20 protein-coding genes and 1 pseudogene are annotated in these 23,591 nt (G+C 39.2%); 4 read left to right on the forward strand and 17 right to left on the reverse strand.

What is annotated here, in order from left to right:
• Positions 1–13: 13 nt before the first annotated feature.
• The 8 genes from uvrC to recJ all read right to left on the reverse strand — a co-directional run bounded on the left by uvrC (position 14) and on the right by recJ (position 11,280).
• A complete protein-coding gene (uvrC, locus tag PAN07_RS04600) occupies positions 14–1,840 on the reverse strand; it encodes an excinuclease ABC subunit UvrC (RefSeq protein ID WP_269797266.1) in 1,827 nt (608 codons plus the stop codon).
• Between the two features lie 62 nt (positions 1,841–1,902).
• Positions 1,903–2,619 carry a M57 family metalloprotease gene (locus PAN07_RS04605; protein WP_269797267.1) on the reverse strand — a complete coding sequence of 239 codons (717 nt, stop codon included), beginning with the start codon at positions 2,617–2,619 and terminating at the stop codon, positions 1,903–1,905.
• Positions 2,620–2,737: 118 nt separating this feature from the next.
• On the reverse strand, positions 2,738–3,970 hold the full coding sequence (locus PAN07_RS04610; protein WP_269797268.1) for an aminoacyltransferase: 1,233 nt from the start codon (positions 3,968–3,970) through the stop codon (positions 2,738–2,740).
• Positions 3,970–5,202 carry an aminoacyltransferase gene (locus PAN07_RS04615; protein ID WP_269797269.1) on the reverse strand — a complete coding sequence of 411 codons (1,233 nt, stop codon included), beginning with the start codon at positions 5,200–5,202 and terminating at the stop codon, positions 3,970–3,972. Before PAN07_RS04615 ends, PAN07_RS04610 begins: the two co-directional genes overlap by 1 nt.
• A 121-nt stretch (positions 5,203–5,323) precedes the next feature.
• Positions 5,324–6,103, reverse strand: a complete 780-nt coding sequence (locus PAN07_RS04620; protein WP_269797270.1) for an alpha/beta hydrolase family protein — start codon at positions 6,101–6,103, stop codon at positions 5,324–5,326.
• A 70-nt stretch (positions 6,104–6,173) separates the two neighbouring features.
• On the reverse strand, positions 6,174–7,835 hold the full coding sequence (locus PAN07_RS04625) for a ribonuclease J (protein WP_269797271.1): 1,662 nt from the start codon (positions 7,833–7,835) through the stop codon (positions 6,174–6,176).
• Positions 7,836–8,206: 371 nt separating this feature from the next.
• A complete protein-coding gene (locus PAN07_RS04630; protein ID WP_269797272.1) occupies positions 8,207–8,866 on the reverse strand; it encodes a CHAP domain-containing protein in 660 nt (219 codons plus the stop codon).
• Between the two features lie 194 nt (positions 8,867–9,060).
• Positions 9,061–11,280, reverse strand: coding sequence for a single-stranded-DNA-specific exonuclease RecJ (gene recJ, locus PAN07_RS04635; RefSeq protein ID WP_269797273.1), 2,220 nt, complete (start codon positions 11,278–11,280; stop codon positions 9,061–9,063).
• 215 nt (positions 11,281–11,495) lie between these two features.
• Between recJ and PAN07_RS04640 the strand changes: the two genes are divergently transcribed.
• Positions 11,496–12,098, forward strand: a complete 603-nt coding sequence (locus PAN07_RS04640; protein ID WP_269797274.1) for a class I SAM-dependent methyltransferase — start codon at positions 11,496–11,498, stop codon at positions 12,096–12,098.
• Between the two features lie 184 nt (positions 12,099–12,282).
• On the opposite strand, the gene PAN07_RS04645 is transcribed toward PAN07_RS04640, so the two are convergent.
• Together PAN07_RS04645 and PAN07_RS04650 are read right to left on the reverse strand one after the other, a co-directional pair.
• Entirely contained in the window at positions 12,283–12,720 is a 438-nt protein-coding gene (locus tag PAN07_RS04645; RefSeq protein WP_269797275.1) for an Rrf2 family transcriptional regulator, read from the reverse strand.
• A gap of 59 nt (positions 12,721–12,779) precedes the next feature.
• Positions 12,780–13,619, reverse strand: a complete 840-nt coding sequence (locus PAN07_RS04650; RefSeq protein ID WP_269797276.1) for a metallophosphoesterase family protein — start codon at positions 13,617–13,619, stop codon at positions 12,780–12,782.
• 145 nt (positions 13,620–13,764) lie between these two features.
• Between PAN07_RS04650 and PAN07_RS04655 the strand changes: the two are divergent.
• Positions 13,765–14,216 (forward strand): annotated as a pseudogene (locus PAN07_RS04655) (universal stress protein).
• Positions 14,217–14,249: 33 nt separating this feature from the next.
• On the opposite strand, the gene PAN07_RS04660 reads toward PAN07_RS04655, so the two are convergent.
• Entirely contained in the window at positions 14,250–15,641 is a 1,392-nt protein-coding gene (locus tag PAN07_RS04660) for a Cof-type HAD-IIB family hydrolase (protein WP_269797277.1), read from the reverse strand.
• Positions 15,642–15,707: 66 nt separating this feature from the next.
• On the opposite strand from PAN07_RS04660, the gene PAN07_RS04665 reads away from it, so the two are divergent.
• Entirely contained in the window at positions 15,708–16,670 is a 963-nt protein-coding gene (locus PAN07_RS04665) for an asparaginase (protein WP_269797278.1), read from the forward strand.
• Between the two features lie 41 nt (positions 16,671–16,711).
• On the opposite strand, the gene ccpA is transcribed toward PAN07_RS04665, so the two are convergent.
• A complete protein-coding gene (ccpA, locus tag PAN07_RS04670) occupies positions 16,712–17,719 on the reverse strand; it encodes a catabolite control protein A (RefSeq protein WP_142558440.1) in 1,008 nt (335 codons plus the stop codon).
• Between the two features lie 196 nt (positions 17,720–17,915).
• Here ccpA and PAN07_RS04675 point away from each other — a divergent pair, with 196 nt between their 5' ends.
• Positions 17,916–18,233 carry a DUF960 domain-containing protein gene (locus PAN07_RS04675; protein ID WP_075566264.1) on the forward strand — a complete coding sequence of 106 codons (318 nt, stop codon included), beginning with the start codon at positions 17,916–17,918 and terminating at the stop codon, positions 18,231–18,233.
• A 43-nt stretch (positions 18,234–18,276) separates the two neighbouring features.
• Here PAN07_RS04675 and folK read toward each other — a convergent pair whose 3' ends face one another.
• The 5 genes from folK to PAN07_RS04700 all read right to left on the reverse strand — a co-directional run bounded on the left by folK (position 18,277) and on the right by PAN07_RS04700 (position 23,435).
• Positions 18,277–19,089 carry a 2-amino-4-hydroxy-6-hydroxymethyldihydropteridine diphosphokinase gene (folK, locus tag PAN07_RS04680; protein WP_269797279.1) on the reverse strand — a complete coding sequence of 271 codons (813 nt, stop codon included), beginning with the start codon at positions 19,087–19,089 and terminating at the stop codon, positions 18,277–18,279.
• A gap of 40 nt (positions 19,090–19,129) precedes the next feature.
• On the reverse strand, positions 19,130–19,684 hold the full coding sequence (folE, locus tag PAN07_RS04685) for a GTP cyclohydrolase I FolE (protein WP_269797280.1): 555 nt from the start codon (positions 19,682–19,684) through the stop codon (positions 19,130–19,132).
• A gap of 3 nt (positions 19,685–19,687) precedes the next feature.
• Positions 19,688–20,986, reverse strand: a complete 1,299-nt coding sequence (locus PAN07_RS04690; RefSeq protein WP_269797281.1) for a folylpolyglutamate synthase/dihydrofolate synthase family protein — start codon at positions 20,984–20,986, stop codon at positions 19,688–19,690.
• Position 20,987: 1 nt separating this feature from the next.
• Entirely contained in the window at positions 20,988–21,938 is a 951-nt protein-coding gene (gene folP / locus PAN07_RS04695) for a dihydropteroate synthase (RefSeq protein WP_214262418.1), read from the reverse strand.
• Positions 21,939–22,235: 297 nt separating this feature from the next.
• Positions 22,236–23,435: a phosphoglycerate kinase gene (locus PAN07_RS04700; protein ID WP_269797282.1), complete on the reverse strand. Its 1,200-nt coding sequence runs from the start codon at positions 23,433–23,435 to the stop codon at positions 22,236–22,238.
• Between the last annotated feature and the right edge of the window lie 156 nt (positions 23,436–23,591).

A 23,591-nucleotide genomic window follows, 5' to 3' on the forward strand; every position in this document is an offset into this window, starting at 1 on the left:
CCTTTTTTGCTTGTTATTCTTCGTAGTTGGCAAGTTTCTCAGCAACTTGAGCATAATTTACATGGTCCTTAGGATTTAACTGTCTATGAATAGCATCTGCAACAGCTCTTGGTATGCCAACTTCCACTATTTCATCCACACTGGCGTCCTTAATTTTTGTTAGAGATTTGAAATATTTCATCAAATTCTGCTTGCGTTTGGGGCCTAAGCCTTCAATTCCATCCAATTGAGAGGAGAAGGAATTTTTAGAACGGAGTTGACGGTGGAAGGTGATTGCAAAACGGTGAACCTCATCCTGAATGCGTTGCAAGAGGAAAAATTCTTGAGAATTGCGAGACAACTCTACCACCTCAAGTGGGTCTCCAAAGAGCAATTCATGAGTTTGGTGCTTGTCGTTCTTTTGCAGACCTGCGATCGGAATATCTAACCCTAACTCTTCTTGAATGACCTGTTTAGCGATATTGACCTGACCTTGTCCCCCATCAATGACAATCAAATCTGGCGGTGTCAAACCGTCACGCTGGATCCGTCCATAACGTCTACGAATAACCTCTCGCATACTTGCATAGTCATCTGATCCGACCACAGTCTTGATTTTATACTTACGGTAATCCTTCTTGCTCGGTTTTCCATTGACAAAAACAACCATAGCAGAGACTGGACTAGTCCCCATAATATTAGAGTTATCAAAAGACTCGATACGGACTGGGGTCGGAATTTGTAAAAGTCGCCCAAGATTTTCAATAGCCCCTTGAGTTTTTTCAACTGATTTCTCTAACAGATTAAACTTCTGCTCTAAACTAACACGAGCATTTTTGATAGCCAGATTAACCAGTTGCTTCTTCTCCCCTCTTTGGGGCTTGAGAACCTTGGTATCCACCAAGGCCTTGACAGCCTCTTCGTCAATATCCTGAGGAATCAGAATTTCATTTGGAACCAAGTGAGATTTTTCTTGATAAAACTGCCCCACATAGGTCAGAAAATCCTCATCCGGATCGTTGTAGTAAGGAAAGAGATTGACATCCCGTTCAATCAATTTTCCCTGACGGACAAAGAAGACCTGAACACACATCCAGCCCTTATCCACGTAATAGCCAAATACATCACGATTTTGAAGATCTTTTGCCATGACTCGTTGCTTAGTCCGAAGGGTGCCAATGGCCTGAATCAAATCACGGTATTCCGCTGCACGTTCAAACTCCATACTTTGGGCTGCCAAAGCCATCTTACTCTTGAGTTCATCAATGATTTTATCGTCTTGTCCCTTGAGAAAATCAGAGACTTCTTGGGACATAGCTTTAAAATAGGCTTCATCCTTGCGACAAACCGTATGAGCCATGCACTGGCCTATGTGGTAGTAAAAACAGACTTTTGAAGGTGGATTAGTACACTTTCGGAAAGGAAAAATCCGGTCTAAAAGTCGCTTGATTTCATTGGCTGCGCCCACATCCGGATAGGGACCAAAATAGAGTCCTCCGTCTTTCTTGACCTGACGGGTGATAATCAAGCGAGGATAGCGCTCATTGGTGATTTTGATAAAGGGATAGGACTTGTCGTCCTTGAGCATAATATTGTACTTAGGCTTGTTTTCCTTGATGAGATTAATCTCTAAAAGAAGGGCCTCTATATTAGACTCCGTAACAATAAACTCAAAATCCACAATTTCAGACACCAAGGCTTCTGTCTTGGTATCATGGCTCCCACGGAAGTAGGACCGCACCCGATTGCGCAGATTTTTAGCCTTTCCTACATAAATGATAGTGCCGTTTTTATCTTTGTGAATGTAACAACCAGGGCTAGTCGGCAAGAGCTCCAGTTTTGATTTAATCAAGTTATTCATAGTTCCATTATAGCATAGGACGAACAAAAAGCCCCTCATTCCATCACTCAAGGAGCCTTATTTTATTTATCTACTACTTCCTTTTCCGTCTCATACAAGCTCTGAATAGCCATAATGTCCTGAGTTTGGATACCATAATAGGACCCATCCGGTTGCATGACTGAAACTTCATTGGTGTGTTCCAAACCAATGGCATGACCTAGCTCATGCTCTGCTGTATGCAAGATACGATCATAGGTATAGCCATAGTTTGGATTAGATAGATAGTAATGATTCAAACGAACGGTTACCGAAGTGAATTGTTTGGTTAGGAGATTTGTTTGACTCTCTGCCTCGCCAGCAACAGCTGTCGAACCATCGTTCATCTCAGTCGCAAAAATATTGGTCTGATCCGGTTCTGTTACAAGCACAAAATTAAAAGCGCCAGTCTGATTCCAGTTAGCAATAGCCTCAGCGTAGGCTTTTTGGAAGGTTGCATCCATTTGGGGATCAATATAAATCGTTGCTTGCGCTTTTGGCCATTTTGCTCCTGAAGCTTGATGATGATCTATCTGAGACAAATCTTGCAACTTACCAGTCTCTTGCCATTGGTGCCAACCTGTTTGGCCGACTTGAACAAGATTGCTTACTTGATTGAAGACACCTGATAAATCGCCTGTCACATACCAGAGAATCCCAAAAGTAATGAGAATTAAGAGTATAAGTGTCCACATAAGGCGCCAAAACATACGCAAAATTCCTAGTAAAAATCGATATAAAACACGAATAATCCAGCCCATGATTGCCCACCTTTCTAAAAAATAAGAACCCATCTTTGAGTAATGGATAGCCATTCTAAAGATAGATTCTCTATTTTACTGGAGAAAACTAAAAGAAATCTAAAAATACTTCTTTTACTTATCTCCCCATTAATTTTTTCAAAACTTGTAAACACTTAAACTTGAACGGGTTTGGATAATATCGGAAAGTGCCTGGTTTACGAACAATATAGCCATTGAAATTCTGCTTAAAGCGTAGAACTCCATCGCTACCATCAAAGAGGCCTTGGATACCTAATAAATTGTAGCTAGGAATCCCTCGTTTTATACATTCTAACATAACATATTCTTGGAGAATTGCTGGAGCATAAAATTTACTAAATTCTGAATAGGAGCCACTAAACAGATAGGTGACCTCTTGCGGCATATAAACAAAGAGACTGGCTGCTAACACAACATCTTCGTCTCCATACTTTTCAGCTAGCTCTTTTGCCTCAGTTTTACGAAGTTCAAAAGAATCAAACTGACTATTATACTCTCTTAATGTATTTTGTATTTTATCAGAATTAGGATTTGCAAGTAGCTTGGTTTTAATTTCCTCTATCTTGGCTTGTAGTCTATCCTGCTCTATTTCTAATCTATTTAAGTATTCGTTAAAATTAAGAGTGGCGATAATAAACTCAGCCTTGTCTTTAAAAGAATCATAAAAATGTTGATAATATTCCAGACTCTTATCACTATAATTTCTTCGTTCAGATGTTTTAGTAGTGATTCTTTTAAAAATAGCTAACTCTTCTCGTTGAAGTTTCTTCAACTTAATACCAAATGTATTGGCTTTCTTTACCAAAGACTTACCTTTTTTACTAAATGTAGTAAGAAGTGTTTTTTCTGTTATTCCAGCTAAATTTTTAAGATAAAGCCAATCTGGCTCACCCCCTGGATAACCAGTCATTAATCCATCATGTTGAAATCCAAGATTAGTAAGAGTAGAAATTATCTCTTTTCGTTCTTCGCTACTAGGTTGTCCACTGCTATCAAATGTTTGATAAGTATCATAAGGTTTTACGATTAATTGAAGCACCCCACGACTCTTTGCATATTCTTTAAGACAATTATAAAAAGCATCTAAGTAGCGTGAATCCGAATAGATAGGGCCACAATTTATCTCCATATGTAGTCCACCGGTCATCGGTAACGTATATACTAAAGCTGCAACTAAAATTTCTGCATCTTCTTTCAATGCCAAATAGGTAACATCTGCACCTCGAGTTCCTAACAAAACACCCATTTGCTCACTTTGAATAAATGAACGATTTGAAATTGTATCCGCAAAACTTTGAAATTCCGTACTCGTAATTGAAGTTAAAACCATTAGGATTTCTTTCTATATATTGATTTTCTTAACTTTTTCCTAAGTTTATAAATTTGTCCACCTAAAGGATATAGAGGATGAATCGGTATTGTTAATTCCCCAATATACTCTTCGATTGTTGGAGAATATTTAGATTTAAAAAGATATAGGCCACCTTTAAAATCTCCCTCAACTCCTCCAAGATTCTGCCATAACGTTCCACGGTCAAAAGATTGTTTAGCTGTAGAATACCAAGTCAGAATAGGCGCATTATATTGTTTAAAGGTGTCATCCATTCCCGCATACAAATTGACAGAAGTAGTACCAAATTCTATTGTTAAGGTTCCCGAAAGCGGGGCCACCTTCACTCCTGACTCAATGCGAGAATTCAAAAATGCAATTTCTTGAACTAAGCGTTCCCGCTCTTCTTCATTATTCTTAATTTTACCTGGTTTTGTTTCTTGAGAGAAAGCTTCTGCAGCTAGCTTGTTTTTTGCTAATTTAGACTCTAATTCTTCTAATCGTTTTTCTAAATCTAAATAAGCCATTGTAATAAAACTAGAGTTTTCATAAGCAGCTAATAATTGATGATAATACTCTTCATTTCGCAGATGAATATCTTTTCTGACTTCTGTTTTTCTCATCAAAGTCGTAAAATCATCTAATAGCTCTTCTCTTCCATACTTAATCTCGATTCCTTTATTTAAAGCTGTACGAATCGCTTGTTTGGTTGACTTCGGTAAGTTTTCTTCAAATCCTTCTTTATAAATCTTAGCCTGAATCCTTGGCTGAATAGTTTGAGACATGTCTGTTGATAATCCAGACCAAATTACCCCAATAGCTTGTAAACTCTGGATGATTTCTTTTGTCTCCGGATTAGAACAAGTTGTACAGTCCTTATGTATTACAGTTTTACTTAAAACAAGACTAGGATCACATTTAACAAATAGTGACTTTTTCCTTTTGGCGATCGTTTTGAGAGAGGTAAAAACGAATTGTAATAACTCTTTATCTTTATAATCCAATATTGGACCTCTCGCAACATAGCACATGGTAAAACCAAAAGGTAAAGACCTATATAACAAGCTGGCTGAAGCTACTAGCTGGTCGTCTTTAAAAAAGCCAACTATCTCGTTATCCCATTGATTTTTTACATTAGCCCAAGCACTACTTTGTAAAAGATTTGCCAAATCACTTTTTTTGACAAACTCATCATGTATTTCAGGTGAAATACCTATTTGATAATGATACATTGGCTGGTCCTTTTCCTAATAAATTTATAACATACCTATTCTACTACTTTTTTATTAAAAAATAAAGAATTATAGAATTATAGAATCATTATGTTCTAACACCTAAACAGAACTTTAATTCTTATATAAGGCGCTCTTCCAAAATAAAGTTGATAGGTAGAGTAGCTAAAAATCGTTCCAATTGTTTTTCCCAGTAATACCATTCATGGGCACCTGGACTATGACTATAGGTCACATTAAAACCTAGATTTTTGAGATTTTTTACTGCTAGATTATTAGCAGAATAAAGATAATCTTGTTCGCCACACCAAATCCAGAGTTTTGTCTTCTTATCTGACTTTTCAGCTAGGCTTTCCAGTGAATATGGACTACTTTCCCAATTTTTAATCTCACCAAAAATACCTTGCCAATATGTCCGATTCCCTAAATCTTGATTTTCTGGAGAAAACTCCTGAAAACTAAGGGCACCAGAAAAACTAGCTGCATAGGAGAAACGGTTAGTTGACAGAGCTAATTTGAAGGAACCATAACCGCCCATAGATAGTCCAGCAATAAAAGTCTTTTCACGTTTACTAGTCATGTTAGGGAAAAAGCGCTTCATGACTTTAGGTAACTCTTCTGATAAGGCAGTATAGTAGTTAAATCCATATTGGGTGTCGGTATACCATCCATTACTAGTATTAGGCATAACAACAATAAGATTAGTACCACGTAGCAAACGCTCAACATTAGTACGTTTGAGCCAACTATTATGGTTTCCAGACATCCCATGTAAGAGATAGAGGACAGGAATATCTGTGCAATTCGGGTCTGTTACCCTAGAGCTATCAGGATACAGAACATTGACTCCCCATTCCATATCCAAAACTTCTGAGTAGTACTCAATCTTCATTACTGCCATTATTTTCTCCTTTTAGGTTTAAGATAAGAAAAAGCCGAAATTCGACTTTTTCTAGATCTTTATTTAATTATTATTTTGCTTCCATAACTACTGGTAAGATTGCTGGACGACGCTTAGTTTGATCAAAGAGGAACTTGGACAAACTGTCTCGAACTTTACCTTTGAGCTCTGACCACTCAAATTCTTCACCTTGTAGATAGTCTTCAACTGTTTGGTTAATCAACTCTGAGCTCTCACGCAAGATGTCACGACTCTTCTTGAGATAAACAAATCCACGTGTGTGCACTCGTGCCTTGGCAATGATTTTCTTCTCACGGCGGTTAACTGTAATCGCAACGATAAAGATCCCATCCTCCGACAAGACCTTACGGTCACGAAGAACAACATTTCCGACATCTCCAATAGCATTTCCATCAATCAGAATATCTCCTGCAGTGATAGCACCTGACGAAACAAAGTCACCATGTTCATAGGACATAGTACTTCCTTTTTTGGGAATGAAAATATGCTCTGGCAACATGCCAACTGCCATTGCCGCTCTAGCGTGAGCATCCAGTTCACGATACTCTCCTTGAATAGGGAAGAGAAATTGTGGTCTCAAAAGATTGATCATTAACTGTAAATCACGAGCATTTCCATGCCCTGATACACGTAGGCTTGATGTAATGAGTCGAACAACACCACCTGCTTGGTAAATCATGTTTTCTACACGAGCCATAACAGCTTCTTTAGCAATTGATGGCGTTGTAACGATATACACTAAATCGCCATCCTTGATTTCCACATAGCGGTGGCGCCCAATAGACATCTTACGAAGTCCATTAATCGGTTCACCCATACGACCAGTTTCAAGGATGATTAACTCGTGATCCTCAAATCGAGACATATCTTTAGGTTTAATCAAGAGACTTTCGTTAGCCAATGATAATTTTTTCAAGCGAATAGCTGTACGAACGATATTTTCAATATCAAATCCAGTCAAAACAACGCGACGTCCTGTCTCTGCAGCAGCATCAAAGACTTGCTGAATGCGAGAAAGGTTACTTGCAACGGCAGCTACAATGATACGTCCATCCCAGTCAGAAATAGTTTGCGTAATTTCATCACCAACTTCACTTTCGCTGGCTACTTGAATATTACTGTCTGCGTTTGCTGAGTCGCTTAGAAGGGCTAAAACTCCTTCGCGGCCAATTTCTGCTAAACGACCAAAGTCAGTTGCATATGATTCGCTAGCCGTTTGGTCAAATTTGAAGTCCCCTGTATAAACGATACTTCCTTCAGATGTTTTCAAAACGACACCCAGACTCTCTGGGATAGAGTGAGTTGTGCGGAAGAAGGAAACCTCCGTACCCCCAAAGTCGATTTCTGTATTTTCATCAATAACATGGAAATCATCGAATTTTTTAGCACTATCATTTCCTTTAACAAAAAGCTTAGCAAGTTCAATAGTCAACTCTGAACCAAAAACAGGAACTTTCACTTCTGACAAAAGATAAGGAAGAGCTCCAATCGCATCCGCATGTCCGTGCGTTAAAAAGACACCTGAAATTCGGTCACTATTTTCAAATAAATATTCCATATTTGGAATAACAACGTCAACTCCAAGCTGCTCGTTTTCAGGATATTTTAAACCTGCATCCAAAACAAAGATTGAGTTGTTAATCTCCGCAATATACATATTTTTCCCGTTTTCACGGACACCACCTAAAGTTGTTAATTTAATATTGGTCATTTTTCCTCCGAGGTATTACAATAACTAGTTTGTAGAGTTTTAAAAGCTCTCTTATTCTGAAAGTATCTTCTACTTTCTACCGAATTATGTCCTTTCATTATACCATTTTTTTACCGATTTTCAAAATGAAGGTTTTATTTCAACCAGAGATTCTTGACCACTAAAAATTGAATTGATTTTTTATATTTTTAAGATACTCTATCTAATATAATTTAACGACTGAATTCTCAAACGATCAAAGCTTCTGTCCATTATGGAGTCTAAAAAATAGTCTAAAAACATTCAGTAATCTCTCACTAGGTCTATACTCAGCATAAGGAATTGCCCAAAAAGAAAAAGATTTAGAAATTCTAAATCTTTTTTAGTCATTTTTAGTTTGGGTAGATATAAGTGACTCTACCTAAAAATCCATTAGGATTAAAGTAACCACGATAATTAGCAATTTGCTTTTGACGTCTGTAGTTCGCTTCCAATACCTGGATAGAATTTTCACTTTGTACATCTGTCACATAAGCAACGTGTCCATATTCACCACCGTCCCAAACGGCGATTGCACCTACTACTGGAACATTTCCTACACGATAACCTTGAGCACTAGCATAAATCGCCCAAGTATTAGCATTTCCCCACCAGTTGCTTGCCCAAGGAGCCAATTCTTTTACGCCCCATGTACACTGACCAACAGGATATGAGTTCCCATAGTCTGTCGGAGTATTTTCAATAACATCTTCTACGTCTGACACATCATCTGCAGCGCTAGTTGCCTCATAAGCTGGTGCATTATATGAAAAACTACCTTGAGATAAACCGCTCACTTCCAGAATATCACCTGGGTGGATAGTGTCAAAAATGGTTTTCCCATTGTTAGCGGCCAACACATAAGGATCCATACCATGTGCACTAGCAATAGCAAAAAATGAATCCCCATTTTGGACAACGTAAGAGTCTGCACTAACAGTTTGAGCACCAACTGTCGCCAAAATGGCAGTAGATGTCAAACCAAGAGTCAGTTTAGCAACTGTTTTTTTCATAATGAATTTCTCCCTTTTTAATAATTCCTATTTGTTTTTGTTGTTTATAAGGAAATAATACCTAATTTACATGTCAGATATTTTAGAGTTATATTTTAGTCATATTACAAATAATTATATTTTTAATACATGAAATTTAAGGGGGATAAGGGAGGTTAAAAAAGCTGAGATTGTTCATCTCAGCTTCCTTTCTTCTACTTTTCCATTAAAAAATTATAAATTTCTTGCACCGTACCTAGCGCCATCATCTCCTGGTCTTTAACAGTTTGTTTTAGTTGTTGATAAATATGACTTTCTGCTATGTCCCTCTTTGGAGCTTCTCTATTCACTTTCATCACACCATTCTCAATCGTGACAAATCCAAGTTCTTCAAAAATCTGAATCATCTTAACTAATAAGATTTGCTCAATTTTGAGATAGGCTGATAAATCTTTTAATTTATAGCGAATATCGAATTCTGGGAACTGGTAGATTATCTTATAAAGCTTAGCAAATTGCTCTCTTGTTCCATAACCTGTCAAATAGTATGCTTTAGCGATATCATTTTTAAAGTAAATAGCAGAGAAATCCTGTTCTTGCAACACTTGTTTGAGAAGACTGAGATCCTCGGGAATATTTTTTACAACGATTGCTGGGCTAGAAAATTTTTCTGGCAAATCACTGGTGAAATCTAGGACAGGTACTCCCTCCGGTAGATTTATATTCTTACCACGAATATTAAAGAGTTGAACTCCATCAACACGCGCATCAACCATCATCAACTGCAAGGCTGTTTGTCCATTCCACTGATTAACGGATAAGGTTACCGCTAACTCCAAATCTTTAACTTGAGCAAACTCTGTTGCCAAGGATCCTTTGCCAAAAGCTACAACTTCAAAGTTTGCTGAGCCTTTTGAAATCTTTAATTTTAGATGGGCATTTCCTGCCCCCATAGTACGTGCATTCTCAACCTGAAAATCTCTTATATAAAAGACAGGTTTTTGGTGATCCATACCAAATGGCGCCAAGCGTTCAAAGTTTTTTACAGTCTCAATCGTTAAAGCCTCTAAATCCAAGTCTTCATCTAGACGCAAATTGTTTTTGGTAGCTACATCCAATCCTTTTTCTGTGATATAAGCTTCCAAAAGTTCTGACAAGGCTTCTAATTTATCAACTTCTAAAGTCATACCTGCAGCGCCTGCATGCCCACCAAAGGCGATAAAAAGTTCCCGATGCGGGTCTAAAGCATCAAAGATATCCACTGCTTCTATACTTCGAGCGCTTCCTTTCGCTCGTCCATCTTCGATGTTAAGGACGATAACTGTTTGTCCAAATTCTTCAAGCAAACGCCCAGCAACAATACCTAGAACCCCTGGATTCCATCCCTCTTTTGCTAAAATTTGGACCTTTTTAGTTGGATCAAGCATCCCTTTTGCCTCTTCATAAATAGTCTGTACAATTTCCTTACGCTCCTCATTCTTCTCATGAATCATAAGGGCAATCTCATGTACTTCCTCATCATCAAAGCCAGTTAACAACTCAATAGCAGGATTAGGATCATCCAAGCGTCCTAGGGCATTTAATCGTGGTGCTAACTGAAAACCAACAGTTTCTTCTGTAAGGTCACCGCTAGAAATCCCTGCTATTTCAAATAACTCTTGGAGACCAATTCGTTGAGTGTTGCGCAAAACTTCTAAACCGTATTGAACCATGATGCGATTTTCATCTGTTAAACTGACCATATCAGCAATCGTCCCAATAGCAACCAAATCAAGCAACTCAACCTGCACTTCCTCCAAGAGGGCACAAGCTAGTTTAAAAGCCACCCCACAACCCGCCAAATGTTTAAAAGGATAGTCTGCTTCAGGATGCTCAGGATGAACGATTGCATAAGCATCAGGTAAGACCTCCGGTAGAGAATGGTGATCCGTTACAATAACATCTACTCCCATAGATTGAGCCAAGTCAATAGCTTCATGCCCAGCCACTCCATTATCTACGGTTACAATCAAGGATATCCCTTGTTGTTCAATGAAGTATTTGTAAACACTGGCATTAGGACCATAACCATCTGTAAAACGATTAGGAAGATAGACCAAGCACTCGGCTCCTAGTTGTTCTAATGTTTCTTTAAGGATAGAAGCTGATGTCATCCCATCTGCATCGTAGTCTCCATAAACGAGAATAAATTCACCCTGCTCTATAGCACGACGAATACGATTCACTGCCTTATCCATATCGTGGAGAAGATAGGGATCGTGTAAATCATCTAGACTTGGTGCCAAAAAACGAGACAAACTATCTTCATCCTTAATACCACGGCTAAATAATAGACGAGCAGCTTCAGGCCCTAGCCCAGCTTTCTTGGCGATTTTTGTAAAATCTGCATCCTCAACTTGAGGTGCAAATTGCCAATTATAAGTCGGAATAATCAAAATTCATCCACTCTTTCTTACGATTCTATCCCTTTATTATAACATGATTTCAAGTTTTTCTCCTCTTTATTTTCTTAACTCTTTCAATCAAAATCCCAAAAAACTCCTGTTCTCATCAAAGTTTAAAAGCTATCCACCAGTTGATAATTCTATACCTTTTCAACAAGACGTAGCCAAAATTTTAAAACATCTTCTCTTTATGCTACACTATTGACATGGAACATCATTTTAATCATCGAGCAGAATCTTTCGATTCTCCCAAAAACCAATTTCTTGCAGACCTTGTAAATGCAGAGATCAAGCAACAAGTCTCTGAGCTATCTACCAAATCAATCCTAGATTTTGGAGGAGGAACTGGACTTATCGCTCTTCCTCTAGCTAAACAAGCCAAGTCAGTGACCTTGGTTGACATCGCAGAAAAAATGCTGGAGCAAGCTCGTATCAAGGTTAAAAACCAAAAACTTGAAAATCTACACTTGATTCAACAAGACTTAGTGCTTAAGCCATTAGAGCAAACATTCGATCTCATTATCGTTAGTCGTGTTCTTCATCACATGCCTAATCTTGATTCCAGTCTAGCTATGTTCAAGGAACATTTGACTCTTGGAGGACAACTATTGATTGCTGATTATACCGTACCAGATGGAGAAAACCATGGTTTTATTATTTCGGAACTTGAGGAGACTCTTAAAAATCATGGCTTCTCAGATATTCAGACCCAAATACTTTATAGTTCCGACCATCTTTTCCTTGATAAACCTTCTCAACTATTTCTTACTTCCGCAAAAAATGAAATCCCTTCAAAAGGCAGCCACTAAAAACAATCTCACCTTCTTCTTTCTCAAGTTAAAAAGCTTTTTAATCGCCTTCTTTTCAAGTATTTCTATAAAAAAACTCTCCTTAAAAATCAAGGAGAGTTTTTTTATTACCAGAGTATTCCCTTATAGGATAAAAGGAGGGATATAAATAATAAAGCATAGAAAAAGAGGAACTAAATTCCTCTTAATCTTTAATTCTTTTTTCTGCATCTGCCACTACTCGAGCCAGACTAGTTTGGCTTAATTCTTCTTCCATGGCTTCTTGAATTTTATCTAACTTTTCATCTAAAACTCCATGGATGTTAGCTCCTACTGGACAGTCAGGATTAGGATTATCATGGAAACTAAAGAGTTGTCCTTTCTTCCCTAAACACTCAACTGCTTGGTAAACATCTAAAAGACTGATGTCCTCTAGGTCTTTGATAATCTCCGCTCCACCAGTTCCACGCGCGACTGAGATTAACTCTGCCTTTTTGAGTTGGGATAAGGTTTTTCGAATAATAACAGGGTTAACTCCTACACTTGCTGCTAGAAAATCACTAGTCACCTTACTTTCTTTCCCTCTCAAAGCTATGATAATCAACATATGGGTTGCAATGGTAAATCGACTTGAAATTTGCATTTTCTATCCTCCTATTGAGCTGATATCCTTTATTTATTATAGCCCATATAGTTGTAATGTCAATAGTTACTACTAAGCCAATCATCAAGCTCTGCATCATGTCCCTGATCTTGAGCAATCTCATGCAGAAAATCTTGATTATGAGTGTGGTGAATTCCATTAACTAAACTTTCATAATAGACTTGATAATAGGGTAAATTCAAATCCTTTGCCAACTGTAGTTCTTTCTCTACATCGTATTCCACACGCCTAAAGTCCACATCTTTCAAACCTTGTTCATCGAACTCTAAAATCATGTATTGGGCACGCAGATCCTTTCGGAGCTTGTCTGATAAAAAGAAGGGTTGCCCAATTGATCCTGGATTTAAGATAAGTTGACCTCCACTTGCATAGCGCAAAAACTGTTGGTGAATATGACCGTATACAGCTATATCACAGTCTGGATTGACTACTAAACGATCAAAGTCTTCTTGCTTACCCAGATGAATCAACTCTCTCCCCCAGTTTTTATCCGGCAAATGGTGGCTAATCCCAACAGTCAAATTTCCATATTGACGATGAGTTTGCAAAGGGTATTTTTGTAAAGCTTCAATCTCCTCTACACTAACTTCCTCCATGATATACTGACACTGGCGTAAAAGATAACGCAGACTTGGTTTAGTTTCATCTAATTTTCGATGACAAGCCCGCCATAGACTATATTCCCAATTTCCCAAGACTTGAGTAGTAATCGGTAATGTTGATAATAGTTCTAGAATGTTTTTTCGACCTGTACCAGGCATGAGAACATCTCCTAATAGCCAGTACTCATCGACTTCTAGTCGTCGAGCATCGTCTAAGACTGCTTTTAGAGCTGTTGTATTCCCATGGATGTCCGAAAGTACCGCAATTTTTGTCATGATTTTTCCTCTTGTTTTTCTCTGATTTCATTATACCAAACCCCTCTTTAAAATCAAAAACCACGTCTTTTCCTATTGTTTTTTACTTTACTTTTTTAGTGAAAAGGGTTACAATGAAGGTGATAAAACTAAGGAGGTTTTTGCTATGACACAACGTTACGAAAACATCATGGTAGCAGTCGACGGTTCAAAAGAAGCTGATTTGGCTTTTATCAAAGGAGTTCAGTCAGCATTACGTAACCAGGCTAAATTAACCATTGCCCATGTCATTGATACTCGTGGTATTCAAAGCATTTCAACTTTCGATGCAGAAGTTTACGAAGAGTTACAAGTTGAGGCCCAAGATTTGATGGCAGAATATGAAAAACGTGCAAGAGACGCTGGTCTTACAGATATTCAAGTTGTCATCGAAATGGGAAATCCTAAAACTCTATTAGCTAAAACCATTCCTGAACAAGAAGAAGTCGATTTGATTTTAGTTGGAGCAACTGGACTTAATGCCTTCGAGCGTCTACTTGTCGGTTCTTCATCAGAATATATCTTACGCCATGCCAGGTCGATCTCCTGGTTGTTAGAGACACAGATAAAACTTTTTAAAAAGAATTAAAAAAGGAGCCAATGGGCTCCTTTTTATTGTTTATTTTCTCTTTCTTTATGGCGTTCATAAGCCCTGATTTGACGTGCAAGTTCCTTCTTAATAGCTGGTTCTGGGGCATGTTTCTCCTCCCAACCTTCAGGTTTGAGAATCTTGTGAGTCACTGGATCAAACTGGGCCTTACCATCTGGGAAAATCTTGGCCATATTGGCTTGATGGACAATCTCAAAAATACGCTCTGGATCCACTCCCATCAATACAAAACTACCATAAGTAAAATATAGAGTATCAATCAAGGCATCGACTTGTCCAACCAAAGTACTTTCAGCAGGTATTTTTTGAGAAACTTTATCTGCTGATACATCAAGTGCCTGGTGCAAATCTTGTACAGCTTGTTGAAATTCCTCTTCAGAATTGCTTGCAGCACGGACAAATTCAACTAACTCTTCAACTTTGAATGCGGCTCGATGAGTTGCTCCTTTTACATCCCAAACTTTAGGCTCTTCCTGAGTTCTCTCATCCATCAAATGATGGAAGGCTTTAACCTTATTAAAGTGATAATCTCGACTCACAAATACTTTTTCAGAAGACAATACACCAAAGTACTCCAAGGCCTTGTGTATACCTCCCTCTTGGTTGCTTGTTGTGATGTGTTTTGCTACTTCCTTAACACTACTGCTACCATTTCCCATAGCAACAGACATCCCAACACCAGCCAACATTTCCAAGTCATTGTCAGAATCTCCAAAAGCCATGACTTGATTAAGATCAAAACCATACTCTTTTCCGACACGGCGAATCCCTTCTAACTTGGAATTCCCCTGGTTGATAATGTCCGCTGCAAAAGGATTACTTCTAGTGAACTTGAGATGGTCTAATTCTGTAGCTGCTTGATTAGACTCTTCTGGAGTCATCAACATCAGAACTTGATAGACCGGTTGGTTGATTAAGTCCAGCAAATCCTCTTCTTTTTGAGGGACGGCTTTACTAACCATACGGTTGAATGAGTTACTGATTGTTCGAGTCAAAAACTTAGGTACAAATCGACTGACCAATTGTGATAAAGGACTGAGACCAAAGGACATGATTCGAGAACCAACAACTGCTTGTCTAGTTCCCATAGCGATTTCTTTTTGATTTGCCTTTGCATAAGAGATGATTTGTCTGAGACTTCCCTTATCGATAGGACTGGCAAAGAGAACACGGTCTTTGTTAAAGATATATTGGCCATTATAGGTAACTGCAAAATCTAAATCTAAATCATCCATCAAATCTTTAACAAAAAAAGGTCCTCGTCCTGTTGCTACTCCAACTAGGACACCCTGTTCTTTTACAATCTTAATGGCTTCTTTTGTGGATTTCAAAACACTCTTACGATCATTTACCAGCGTTCCATCTATATCAAAAAATACTGCTTTGACTTCCATGACTGTCTCATTCCTTTCTTTTATGATACAATGATTATACCATATTTCAGAAAAAGTGAGTGAATCATGACAAAGAAAATCCTCGTTTTACACACCGGTGGCACTATTTCTATGCAAGCAGACGAATCAGGTGCTGTCAGAACTAGTTCGGACAATCCTATGAATCATGTCTTAAATCCCCTAGAAGGTATCCAGGTCCGTTCCCTAGATTTTTTAAATTTACCCAGTCCCCACATTACACCTAAACATATGTTAGCCCTTTATCATAAAATCAAGCAAGAGGCGGCATCTTTTGATGGAGTGGTTATTACACATGGAACTGACACCCTTGAAGAAACAGCTTATTTTCTTGATACTATGGATATTCCTCAAATCCCTATCGTGTTAACTGGAGCTATGAGAAGTTCCAATGAACTTGGAAGTGACGGAGTTTATAACTACCTGAGCGCCTTACGAGTGGCCAGTGATGAGAAAGCAACCGACAAAGGTGTACTGGTCGTTATGAATGACGAAATCCACGCCGCCAAGTATGTTACCAAGACCCACACTACTAATGTCGGGACTTTCCAAACGCCTACTCATGGCCCCCTTGGACTCATTATGAAACAGGAAATTCTCTATTTCAAAACTGCTGAATCCCGTGTCCGTTTTGACCTTCATTCTATTAAAGGTTTAGTTCCTATCATTCCAGTCTATGCAGGCATGACCGACGAACTGCTCGATTTACTTCCTATTGACCAACTAGACGGGCTGATTATTCAAGCCTTTGGAGCTGGCAATGTTCCAAAAGAAACTGCGCAAAAATTGAAGTCCCTCATTCAAGAAGGACTACCAATCGCTCTAGTTTCTCGCTGTTTTAATGGTATCGCCGAACCTGTCTATGCCTACGACGGAGGAGGGGTTTGTTTGCGAAAATCAGGTGTCTTTTTCGTTAAAGAGTTGAATGCTCAAAAAGCTCGCCTAAAACTCCTTATCGCGATTAATGCTGGACTCAAAGGTGATGAACTTAGAGAATATATGGAAGGATAAGAAAAACTCAGGAAACTTAACAATTTCCTGAGTTTATTTTTTTATTTTTTACGAGTTGATCGACGCTCTGTTAAGCCATGTTGAAGTAGCACTTCTCTTTCTTCCAACTCTTCTTTATGCATAATCTTAGTCAACATACGCATACTGATTGCACCTAAGTCATACAAAGGTTGAGCAATAGTCGTTAGATTTGGTCTTGTATAGCGTGCGATTTGTGAATCATCACTGGTGATAATTTCAAATTCTTCTGGCACAGAAATTCCTTGGTCGGCCAATCCATTCAAGACTCCTGCAGCCAATTCATCACCTGTAACAATAGCTGCTGTTGCTTTTGAAGAAATCAATCGCTCTGCTAAAGCATAACCATCATCATAGCGGTATTTTGACTCAAAGACAAGACCTTCACTATAGTTGATACCCGCTTCTTTCAATGCATCCTTATATCCAACCAAGCGCACTTTCCCATTAATATCGTCTACTAATGGACCACTGATAAAGGCAATTTTTTTGTTGCGCTTCAACAAATGACGAACAGCATCTGCAGTAGCAGTCTTATAATCAATATTAACGCTCGGAAGTTGATGCTCTACATCCACAGTTCCTGCCAAAACTACAGGCGTTCGTGAACGTGAGAATTCTGAACGGATTTTTTCTGTTAAGTGATAGCCCATAAAGATGACACCATCAACCTGTTTTGAGAAGAGGGTATTAACCACCGATACTTCTTTTTCATCATCTTCATCACTATTAGCAAGGACAATATTGTATTTATACATTTCGGCAATATCATCAATACCTTTTGCTAGAGTGGCAAAAAATGTATTTGTAATATCTGGAATGACAACTCCAACAGTTGTTGTCTTCTTACTTGCCAAGCCACGAGCTACTGCATTAGGACGATAATCTAGACGTTCAATAACCTCTAAGACTTTCTTTCGAGTGTTTTCTTTAACATTTTTATTTCCGTTAACAACACGACTAACTGTCGCCATCGAAACTCCTGCTTCACGGGCAACGTCATAAATTGTTACTGTATCATCTGTGTTCATTCCGGTTCCTTTCTCTATTGAAAATTTTGTTTTCATGTTTGTACCATTTTCATTCTATCACTTGTTGTAAGCATTTTCAAGCATTTAATAAATTTTTATTTAAAATTCTTATTTCCTTCAGTTTTTTACAACAAACTTTTCTTGATTTTTACACCATTTTGCAGTATGATAATAAGAAAACGAGTTGGAGGTATGGATGGCTTTTACAGATTCTCATAGACGTTGTGCAAGTTTTGGTATCGCAACAAACTTACCAGACGATGTCATCGACTCCATTTGGTATATTATTGACCATTTCCTAAAACATGTTTTTGAGTTAGAAGATGAGCTAGAGTTTCGACTCTTAAATAGCAATGGAGCTATTACCTTCCGATTTTCAAGTCAACATCTACCTACAATCATTGATTTTGACTTCACCCACCCTTTTGATCCTCTCTATCCACCTAAAGTAATTGTTTTAGATATGGATGGAAAGGAAACTATCCTTCTCCCAGAAGAAAATGAACTTTATTAAAAAACCTAGCATCCTAACAATTAGTTTAGGAAACTAGGTTTTTTTATTTTTTCAATTCTTGATACAAGTGACGAATCGGTTGTCCTAGCACTGGATGAATAAAATGCGGAGCTATTTCTTGAAGGGATTCTAGGACAAAGAGACGCTCGGGAATATAGGGATGTGGCAAGATGAGGGCGTCAGTATAGATCACTTGGTCCTCTACAAATAGCAAATCCAAGTCAATCAAGCGTGGTCCCCAATGTACCTCTCTAACTCGTCCCATTTCTGACTCAATCGCCAACAAGGTTTCTAACAAGATTGGAGCTGGCAACCAGGTTTCCACTTCAATGACTTGATTGGCAAAGCTAGCTTGCTCTACCCCGCCCCAAGGTTCAGTCGTAATTACGCTAGACTCCTTGAGAACATGGATGCCACGAGCTCGCATTTTATCAATCGCTTGCTCGAGATTAGCTGTCTTATCACCCATATTACTTCCTAGAGCGATAAAAGCTCGTTGTTTACGACGATGAATGGTTACTGAACAGGTATCTAGTGGTAGATGAATAGGCGCCCATGGTTTTTTCAGCTCCAGCTCAATCTCTTGAACGATAGGGTAAGTCTCAAATGTACGGTCTACAAGTTTGTAGGCGACTGTTTCAATCAAGTCCTCAGTGGTTTCCTGAAACCAAGTCGTCCATTGTTGACACAGTTCTCCGTAGTGTATAGAAGACTCCAAGTCCAACTCTGTCGCAGCCTTGGTCATATCGTAGGATAAGCTAGCTGAAATGACAAACTTTTGCCCCAGTTCTTTCTCACTAGGAAAAATTCCATGGAAGGCAAAAATTTCTAGATCTTTAATTCGCAGTTGATCCATAACTAGTCCTTTCTAGAAAAATTCACTTGAAGCGGATTATTTATAGTCCCATCAGACGATAAGCTTGGTCTCGGAGATCCTTATCTGTCTCAAATACACCACGTGCCACTGTTGTCAAAGTTGCAGTTCCTGGTTTTCTAACACCACGCATGCTCATACACATATGCTCTGCTTCAATGACAACAAAAGCTCCCTTGGCCCCTAAATACTCCATCAAGGCGTCTGCAATTTCGATATTCAAGCGTTCTTGAATCTGTGGCTTTTTAGCATAAACTTCCACAGTACGAGCTAGCTTTGACAAACCTGCCACACGTCCGTCTGGAATGTAGGCGATATGAGCTTTCCCATAAAATGGCAAGAAGTGATGTTCACACATGGTATGGAAAAAGATATCCTTTTCTACTACCATATTGTCATCAATAATTTCAAAGGATTTTGACAAATGCTCCTCCGCAGTTTGACCAAGTCCTGAAAAAATCTCCTGGTACATGCGAGCTACACGTGCAGGAGTTTCCTGCAAGCCTTCGCGGTTGACATCTTCACCGACTGCCTCGATAATCATTTTTACAGCCGTCTCAATTTTTTGTGTATCCATTCTCTAGTTTTTCCTCTCCATCAGATAGGCTCTTACCTGGCTCAAGAAATACAAGGAGCCCGTTACTATCCTAACTGTTTTTTTCTCTTCATCATCTGTCATTTTTTGATCTAGAAATGCCTGCCAACTTTGATAGTTAAGCTTTCTAGACTGGGCCACTTCTTTTAGCACCTCTTCGTCTGTCGCTCGACCATCATCAAAGTGAGTCAATGTCAGCTCAGTATCTGGCAAAGTTCCTAGCAAGTCTAACATATCCTCCAAGGCCTTGGTTTTGATACATGTAAAAAGTATTTCCTTGTGATAATCAGCAAATCGTTCTTCCAAAGTAGCTAACAAAGCCTTGACAGCATGGGGGTTGTGTGCCCCATCTAAAATCATCAAAGGACTTCTAGAAACAACTTCAAAGCGTCCAGGCCAACTTGTTTCTTCTAAGGCTTGAGCCAACAAGTCATTTTCTGGTAATTCTCGTCCACTCTCATGGCAGTACCTATCTAGTAAAGCTAGTGCCATCCCAGCATTCTCTATCTGGTGCAAACCCAGCAATCCTGTCTGAAAGCGACCTTGTCTAAGCGGGCTTGTATAGTCAAAGACTTCTCCCGTCCCCACACTCCCTTGATGACTGACTTGATAATCTTCCCCATAAACAAGCCTAGGAGCCTCTTTCGCTTTCGCGATTTGGCCGATGACCGCCAAGGCTTCTGGGACAATATTCCCCGTTACCAGGGGAACTCCTTGTTTGATAATTCCAGCCTTCTGCTCTGCGATGGCTTCCAAGCTATCCCCTAGTAAAGCTACGTGATCTAGGCCAATAGTCGTAATACCTGTTAGGATAGGCTGACAAACATTGGTACTATCCAAAAGTCCGCCCATACCAACTTCCATAATAGCTACATCCACTTGCTCAGAAGCAAAATAGTCATAGGCTATAGCAGTGATAATCTCAAACTCTGTCGTTCCCTGCAAATCATGAGCATGCTCCCCCTCAAGTAGTGAGCGATAGTCTACCATCAAGGTCTCTAATCTTGCTTCTGGGATAGATTCCTCATTAATGGCAATCTGATCCGTGTAATGAATCAGATAGGGTGAGCTAAAGACTCCAACTCTTATCCCCATCTCTCCCAACATATTCTTCAAAAAGGCTATAGTAGATCCCTTCCCATTGGTTCCTCCGATATGGATAACCTTGAGTTTCAGATGGGGATTGCCACGTAAGGCTAATAGCTTCACCATCCTCTCCAAACCAAAATGCGGTTGGTCTGTCCGGTAGTTAGTTATCCACTGATTCGTTTCGTTTTTATTCATCTTATTTATACTGTTTCAAGTTTAAATTTTCCGCATCATCTGCCAGACGAATGGCTGATGCGATTTCAACTGCCATCTTGTGGCTGGCTACATCGTGTACACGCACCACTTCTACACCCTGCCTAGCAGCGATACTAGTCACATGAGCTGAAGCAGTATCACGATTGCGGAAGCCTTCTTCAGTTTCCGGGTTTACTTCAAAACCATTTTCTTCCAGAATATTGATGACAAAGCGCTTGCGAGAGACTCCTAAAAAGATAGGATAGCCCATCTCGTGTAATTTATCAAGGTCACGTAGAAGTATGAGGTTTTCCTTTTTGGTCAAGCCAAAGCCAATCCCTAGATCCAGCATGATGTTTTCTTTCGAAACTCCTGCTTTTTCCGCTCTTTCTAGAGCACGGTTAAAGAAAGCTGTCATCAATTCTTCTACTGGTAGTTTTTCAAACTCATCTAAGTCTTCCTTTGTAAAAGGCTCTCCAAAGCCAAAATGAGGGAAGATAAGTGAACTAGGGTGCTGAGGGCGTGCCATGACTGGATTAAACATGATGACTACCTGAGCTCCAGCTTTAGCAACCACATCAGCCATCTTCTCATCACCCATGAGACCAGTAATGTCATTGACTATATGGGCACCAGCTTTTAGAGCTGCTTCTGCAACTTGACTTTTCCAAGTGTCTACCGAAATCAGAACATCACTTTCTTGACGGATAGCCTTAATGACTGGAACCACACGCTGGATTTCCTCTTCAATCTCAACATAGCTACTTCCAGGTCGAGGTCGAGTAGACTCTCCACCGATATCTAAAATAGTGGCACCTTCAGCAATCAATTTTCGAGCTTGTTTTAAGGCTTCTTCAAAAGCAAAAAATTGGCCCCCATCAGAGAAAGAATCTGGGGTGACATTGATAATACCGCAAATAGCTGTTTTTGTATGATTGTCTCTTTTTTCCACGATTATTACTCAAATTTCATTTATATTGGTATTTCTCTATTTTACTGTTTTTTTTGGATTCTGTCCAATTATCCCTCGCTACTCTCAAACTTTAAAAGAGCGCAAAAAAGAGAGTGGGACAGAAATCGGTAACTCGTTAGAATTCGATTTCGTCGTCCCACCTCCGCACAGTTGAGTAGGGTTGTAAAAGCTGATGAAATCAGCGTAGTAGAGCCCACTCAACCACTGCGTCCTGCTCGAAAATCCAAAGACAATTGAGAGGCTAGGACTTTTGTCCCAGCCTCCTTTTTTATATTCTTATTTTTCAGTTAAAGCTGCAAGTCCTGGAAGAACTTTACCTTCAAGAAGTTCCATTGAAGCTCCACCACCAGTAGAGATCCATGAGAACTTGTCTGCACGACCAAGGTTGATCGCTGCGGCAGCTGAATCACCACCACCGATGATTGATTTAACGCCTGGTTGTTTCACGATAGCGTCCATTACACCGATTGTACCAGCTTGGAAGTCAGGATTTTCAAATACACCCATTGGTCCGTTCCATACAACTGTTTTCGCACCAGTCAAAGCTTCGTCAAATTTAGCGATAGATTTAGGACCGATATCCAAACCAAGGAATCCTGGGTCTACTGCTTCACCTTCAGTGTCTTTCACTTCAGTGTAGTCAGCAAATGCATTCGCTTCTTTTGAGTCAACTGGCAAGATCAATTTACCGTTAGCTTTTTCAAGAAGAGCTTTGGCAACATCCAATTTGTCTTCTTCTACAAGTGAGTTACCAATTTCGATACCTTGTGCTTTGTAGAATGTGTAAGTCATCCCACCACCGATAAGAACTTTATCAGCTTTTTCAAGCAAGTTTTCGATAACACCGATCTTGTCTGAAACTTTTGAACCACCAAGGATAGCCACGAATGGACGTTCTGGAGCTTCAACTGCTTCTTGGATGTAGGCAATTTCATTTTCAAGAAGGAATCCAGCAACTGCTTTTTCAACGTTTGCTGAGATACCAACGTTAGATGCGTGTGCACGGTGAGCTGTACCGAATGCATCGTTTACGAAGATACCATCTCCAAGTGATGCCCAGTATTTACCAAGTTCAGGATCGTTTTTAGATTCTTTCTTGCCATCAACATCTTCGTAACGAGTGTTTTCAACCAAGAGAACTTGTCCATCTTCAAGAGCGTTAACAGCTGCTTCTAATTCCGCACCACGTGTAACACCTGGGATAAATGTAACTTCTTGCCCCAACTTAGCAGCTAAGTCAGCAGCTACAGGAGCAAGTGATTTACCTTCTTTATCTGCTTCTTCTTTTACACGTCCAAGGTGAGAGAAGAGGATTGCACGTCCACCTTGTTCAAGGATATACTTGATAGTTGGAAGAGCTGCAGTGATACGGTTGTCGTTAGTAATCACGCCATCTTTTACAGGTACGTTGAAGTCAACACGAACGAGAACTTTTTTCCCTTTCAACTCAACATCTTTAACAGTCAATTTTGTCATTTGAAAAGACTCCTTATTTTTTTTATGTGTTAATTATATCACAAAATCAGCAAAAGAGATAGAAAAACCTTAAACTTTTCTCTTTCTCGATTAGTCTGTTACTTTAAAATAAGAGTATAAAACTAGTGATTGTTAGATAATCGGAACTCTCACTAA

It is taken from the genome of Streptococcus sp. SM5, assembly GCF_027497975.1.

Excerpts from the sequence above, each read along its gene's own strand:
- uvrC (WP_269797266.1), bottom strand. The coding sequence starts at position 1,840 with ATGAATAACTTGATTAAATCAAAACTGGAGCTCTTGCCGACTAGCCCT.
- PAN07_RS04605 (WP_269797267.1), bottom strand. The coding sequence starts at position 2,619 with ATGGGCTGGATTATTCGTGTTTTATATCGATTTTTACTAGGAATTTTG.
- PAN07_RS04610 (WP_269797268.1), bottom strand. The coding sequence starts at position 3,970 with ATGGTTTTAACTTCAATTACGAGTACGGAATTTCAAAGTTTTGCGGAT.
- PAN07_RS04615 (WP_269797269.1), bottom strand. The coding sequence starts at position 5,202 with ATGTATCATTATCAAATAGGTATTTCACCTGAAATACATGATGAGTTT.
- PAN07_RS04620 (WP_269797270.1), bottom strand. The coding sequence starts at position 6,103 with ATGGCAGTAATGAAGATTGAGTACTACTCAGAAGTTTTGGATATGGAA.
- PAN07_RS04625 (WP_269797271.1), bottom strand. The coding sequence starts at position 7,835 with ATGACCAATATTAAATTAACAACTTTAGGTGGTGTCCGTGAAAACGGG.
- PAN07_RS04630 (WP_269797272.1), bottom strand. The coding sequence starts at position 8,866 with ATGAAAAAAACAGTTGCTAAACTGACTCTTGGTTTGACATCTACTGCC.
- PAN07_RS04640 (WP_269797274.1), top strand. The coding sequence starts at position 11,496 with ATGGAACATCATTTTAATCATCGAGCAGAATCTTTCGATTCTCCCAAA.
- PAN07_RS04645 (WP_269797275.1), bottom strand. The coding sequence starts at position 12,720 with ATGCAAATTTCAAGTCGATTTACCATTGCAACCCATATGTTGATTATC.
- PAN07_RS04650 (WP_269797276.1), bottom strand. The coding sequence starts at position 13,619 with ATGACAAAAATTGCGGTACTTTCGGACATCCATGGGAATACAACAGCT.
- PAN07_RS04660 (WP_269797277.1), bottom strand. The coding sequence starts at position 15,641 with ATGGAAGTCAAAGCAGTATTTTTTGATATAGATGGAACGCTGGTAAAT.
- PAN07_RS04665 (WP_269797278.1), top strand. The coding sequence starts at position 15,708 with ATGACAAAGAAAATCCTCGTTTTACACACCGGTGGCACTATTTCTATG.
- ccpA (WP_142558440.1), bottom strand. The coding sequence starts at position 17,719 with ATGAACACAGATGATACAGTAACAATTTATGACGTTGCCCGTGAAGCA.
- PAN07_RS04675 (WP_075566264.1), top strand. The coding sequence starts at position 17,916 with ATGGCTTTTACAGATTCTCATAGACGTTGTGCAAGTTTTGGTATCGCA.
- folK (WP_269797279.1), bottom strand. The coding sequence starts at position 19,089 with ATGGATCAACTGCGAATTAAAGATCTAGAAATTTTTGCCTTCCATGGA.
- folE (WP_269797280.1), bottom strand. The coding sequence starts at position 19,684 with ATGGATACACAAAAAATTGAGACGGCTGTAAAAATGATTATCGAGGCA.
- PAN07_RS04690 (WP_269797281.1), bottom strand. The coding sequence starts at position 20,986 with ATGAATAAAAACGAAACGAATCAGTGGATAACTAACTACCGGACAGAC.
- PAN07_RS04700 (WP_269797282.1), bottom strand. The coding sequence starts at position 23,435 with ATGACAAAATTGACTGTTAAAGATGTTGAGTTGAAAGGGAAAAAAGTT.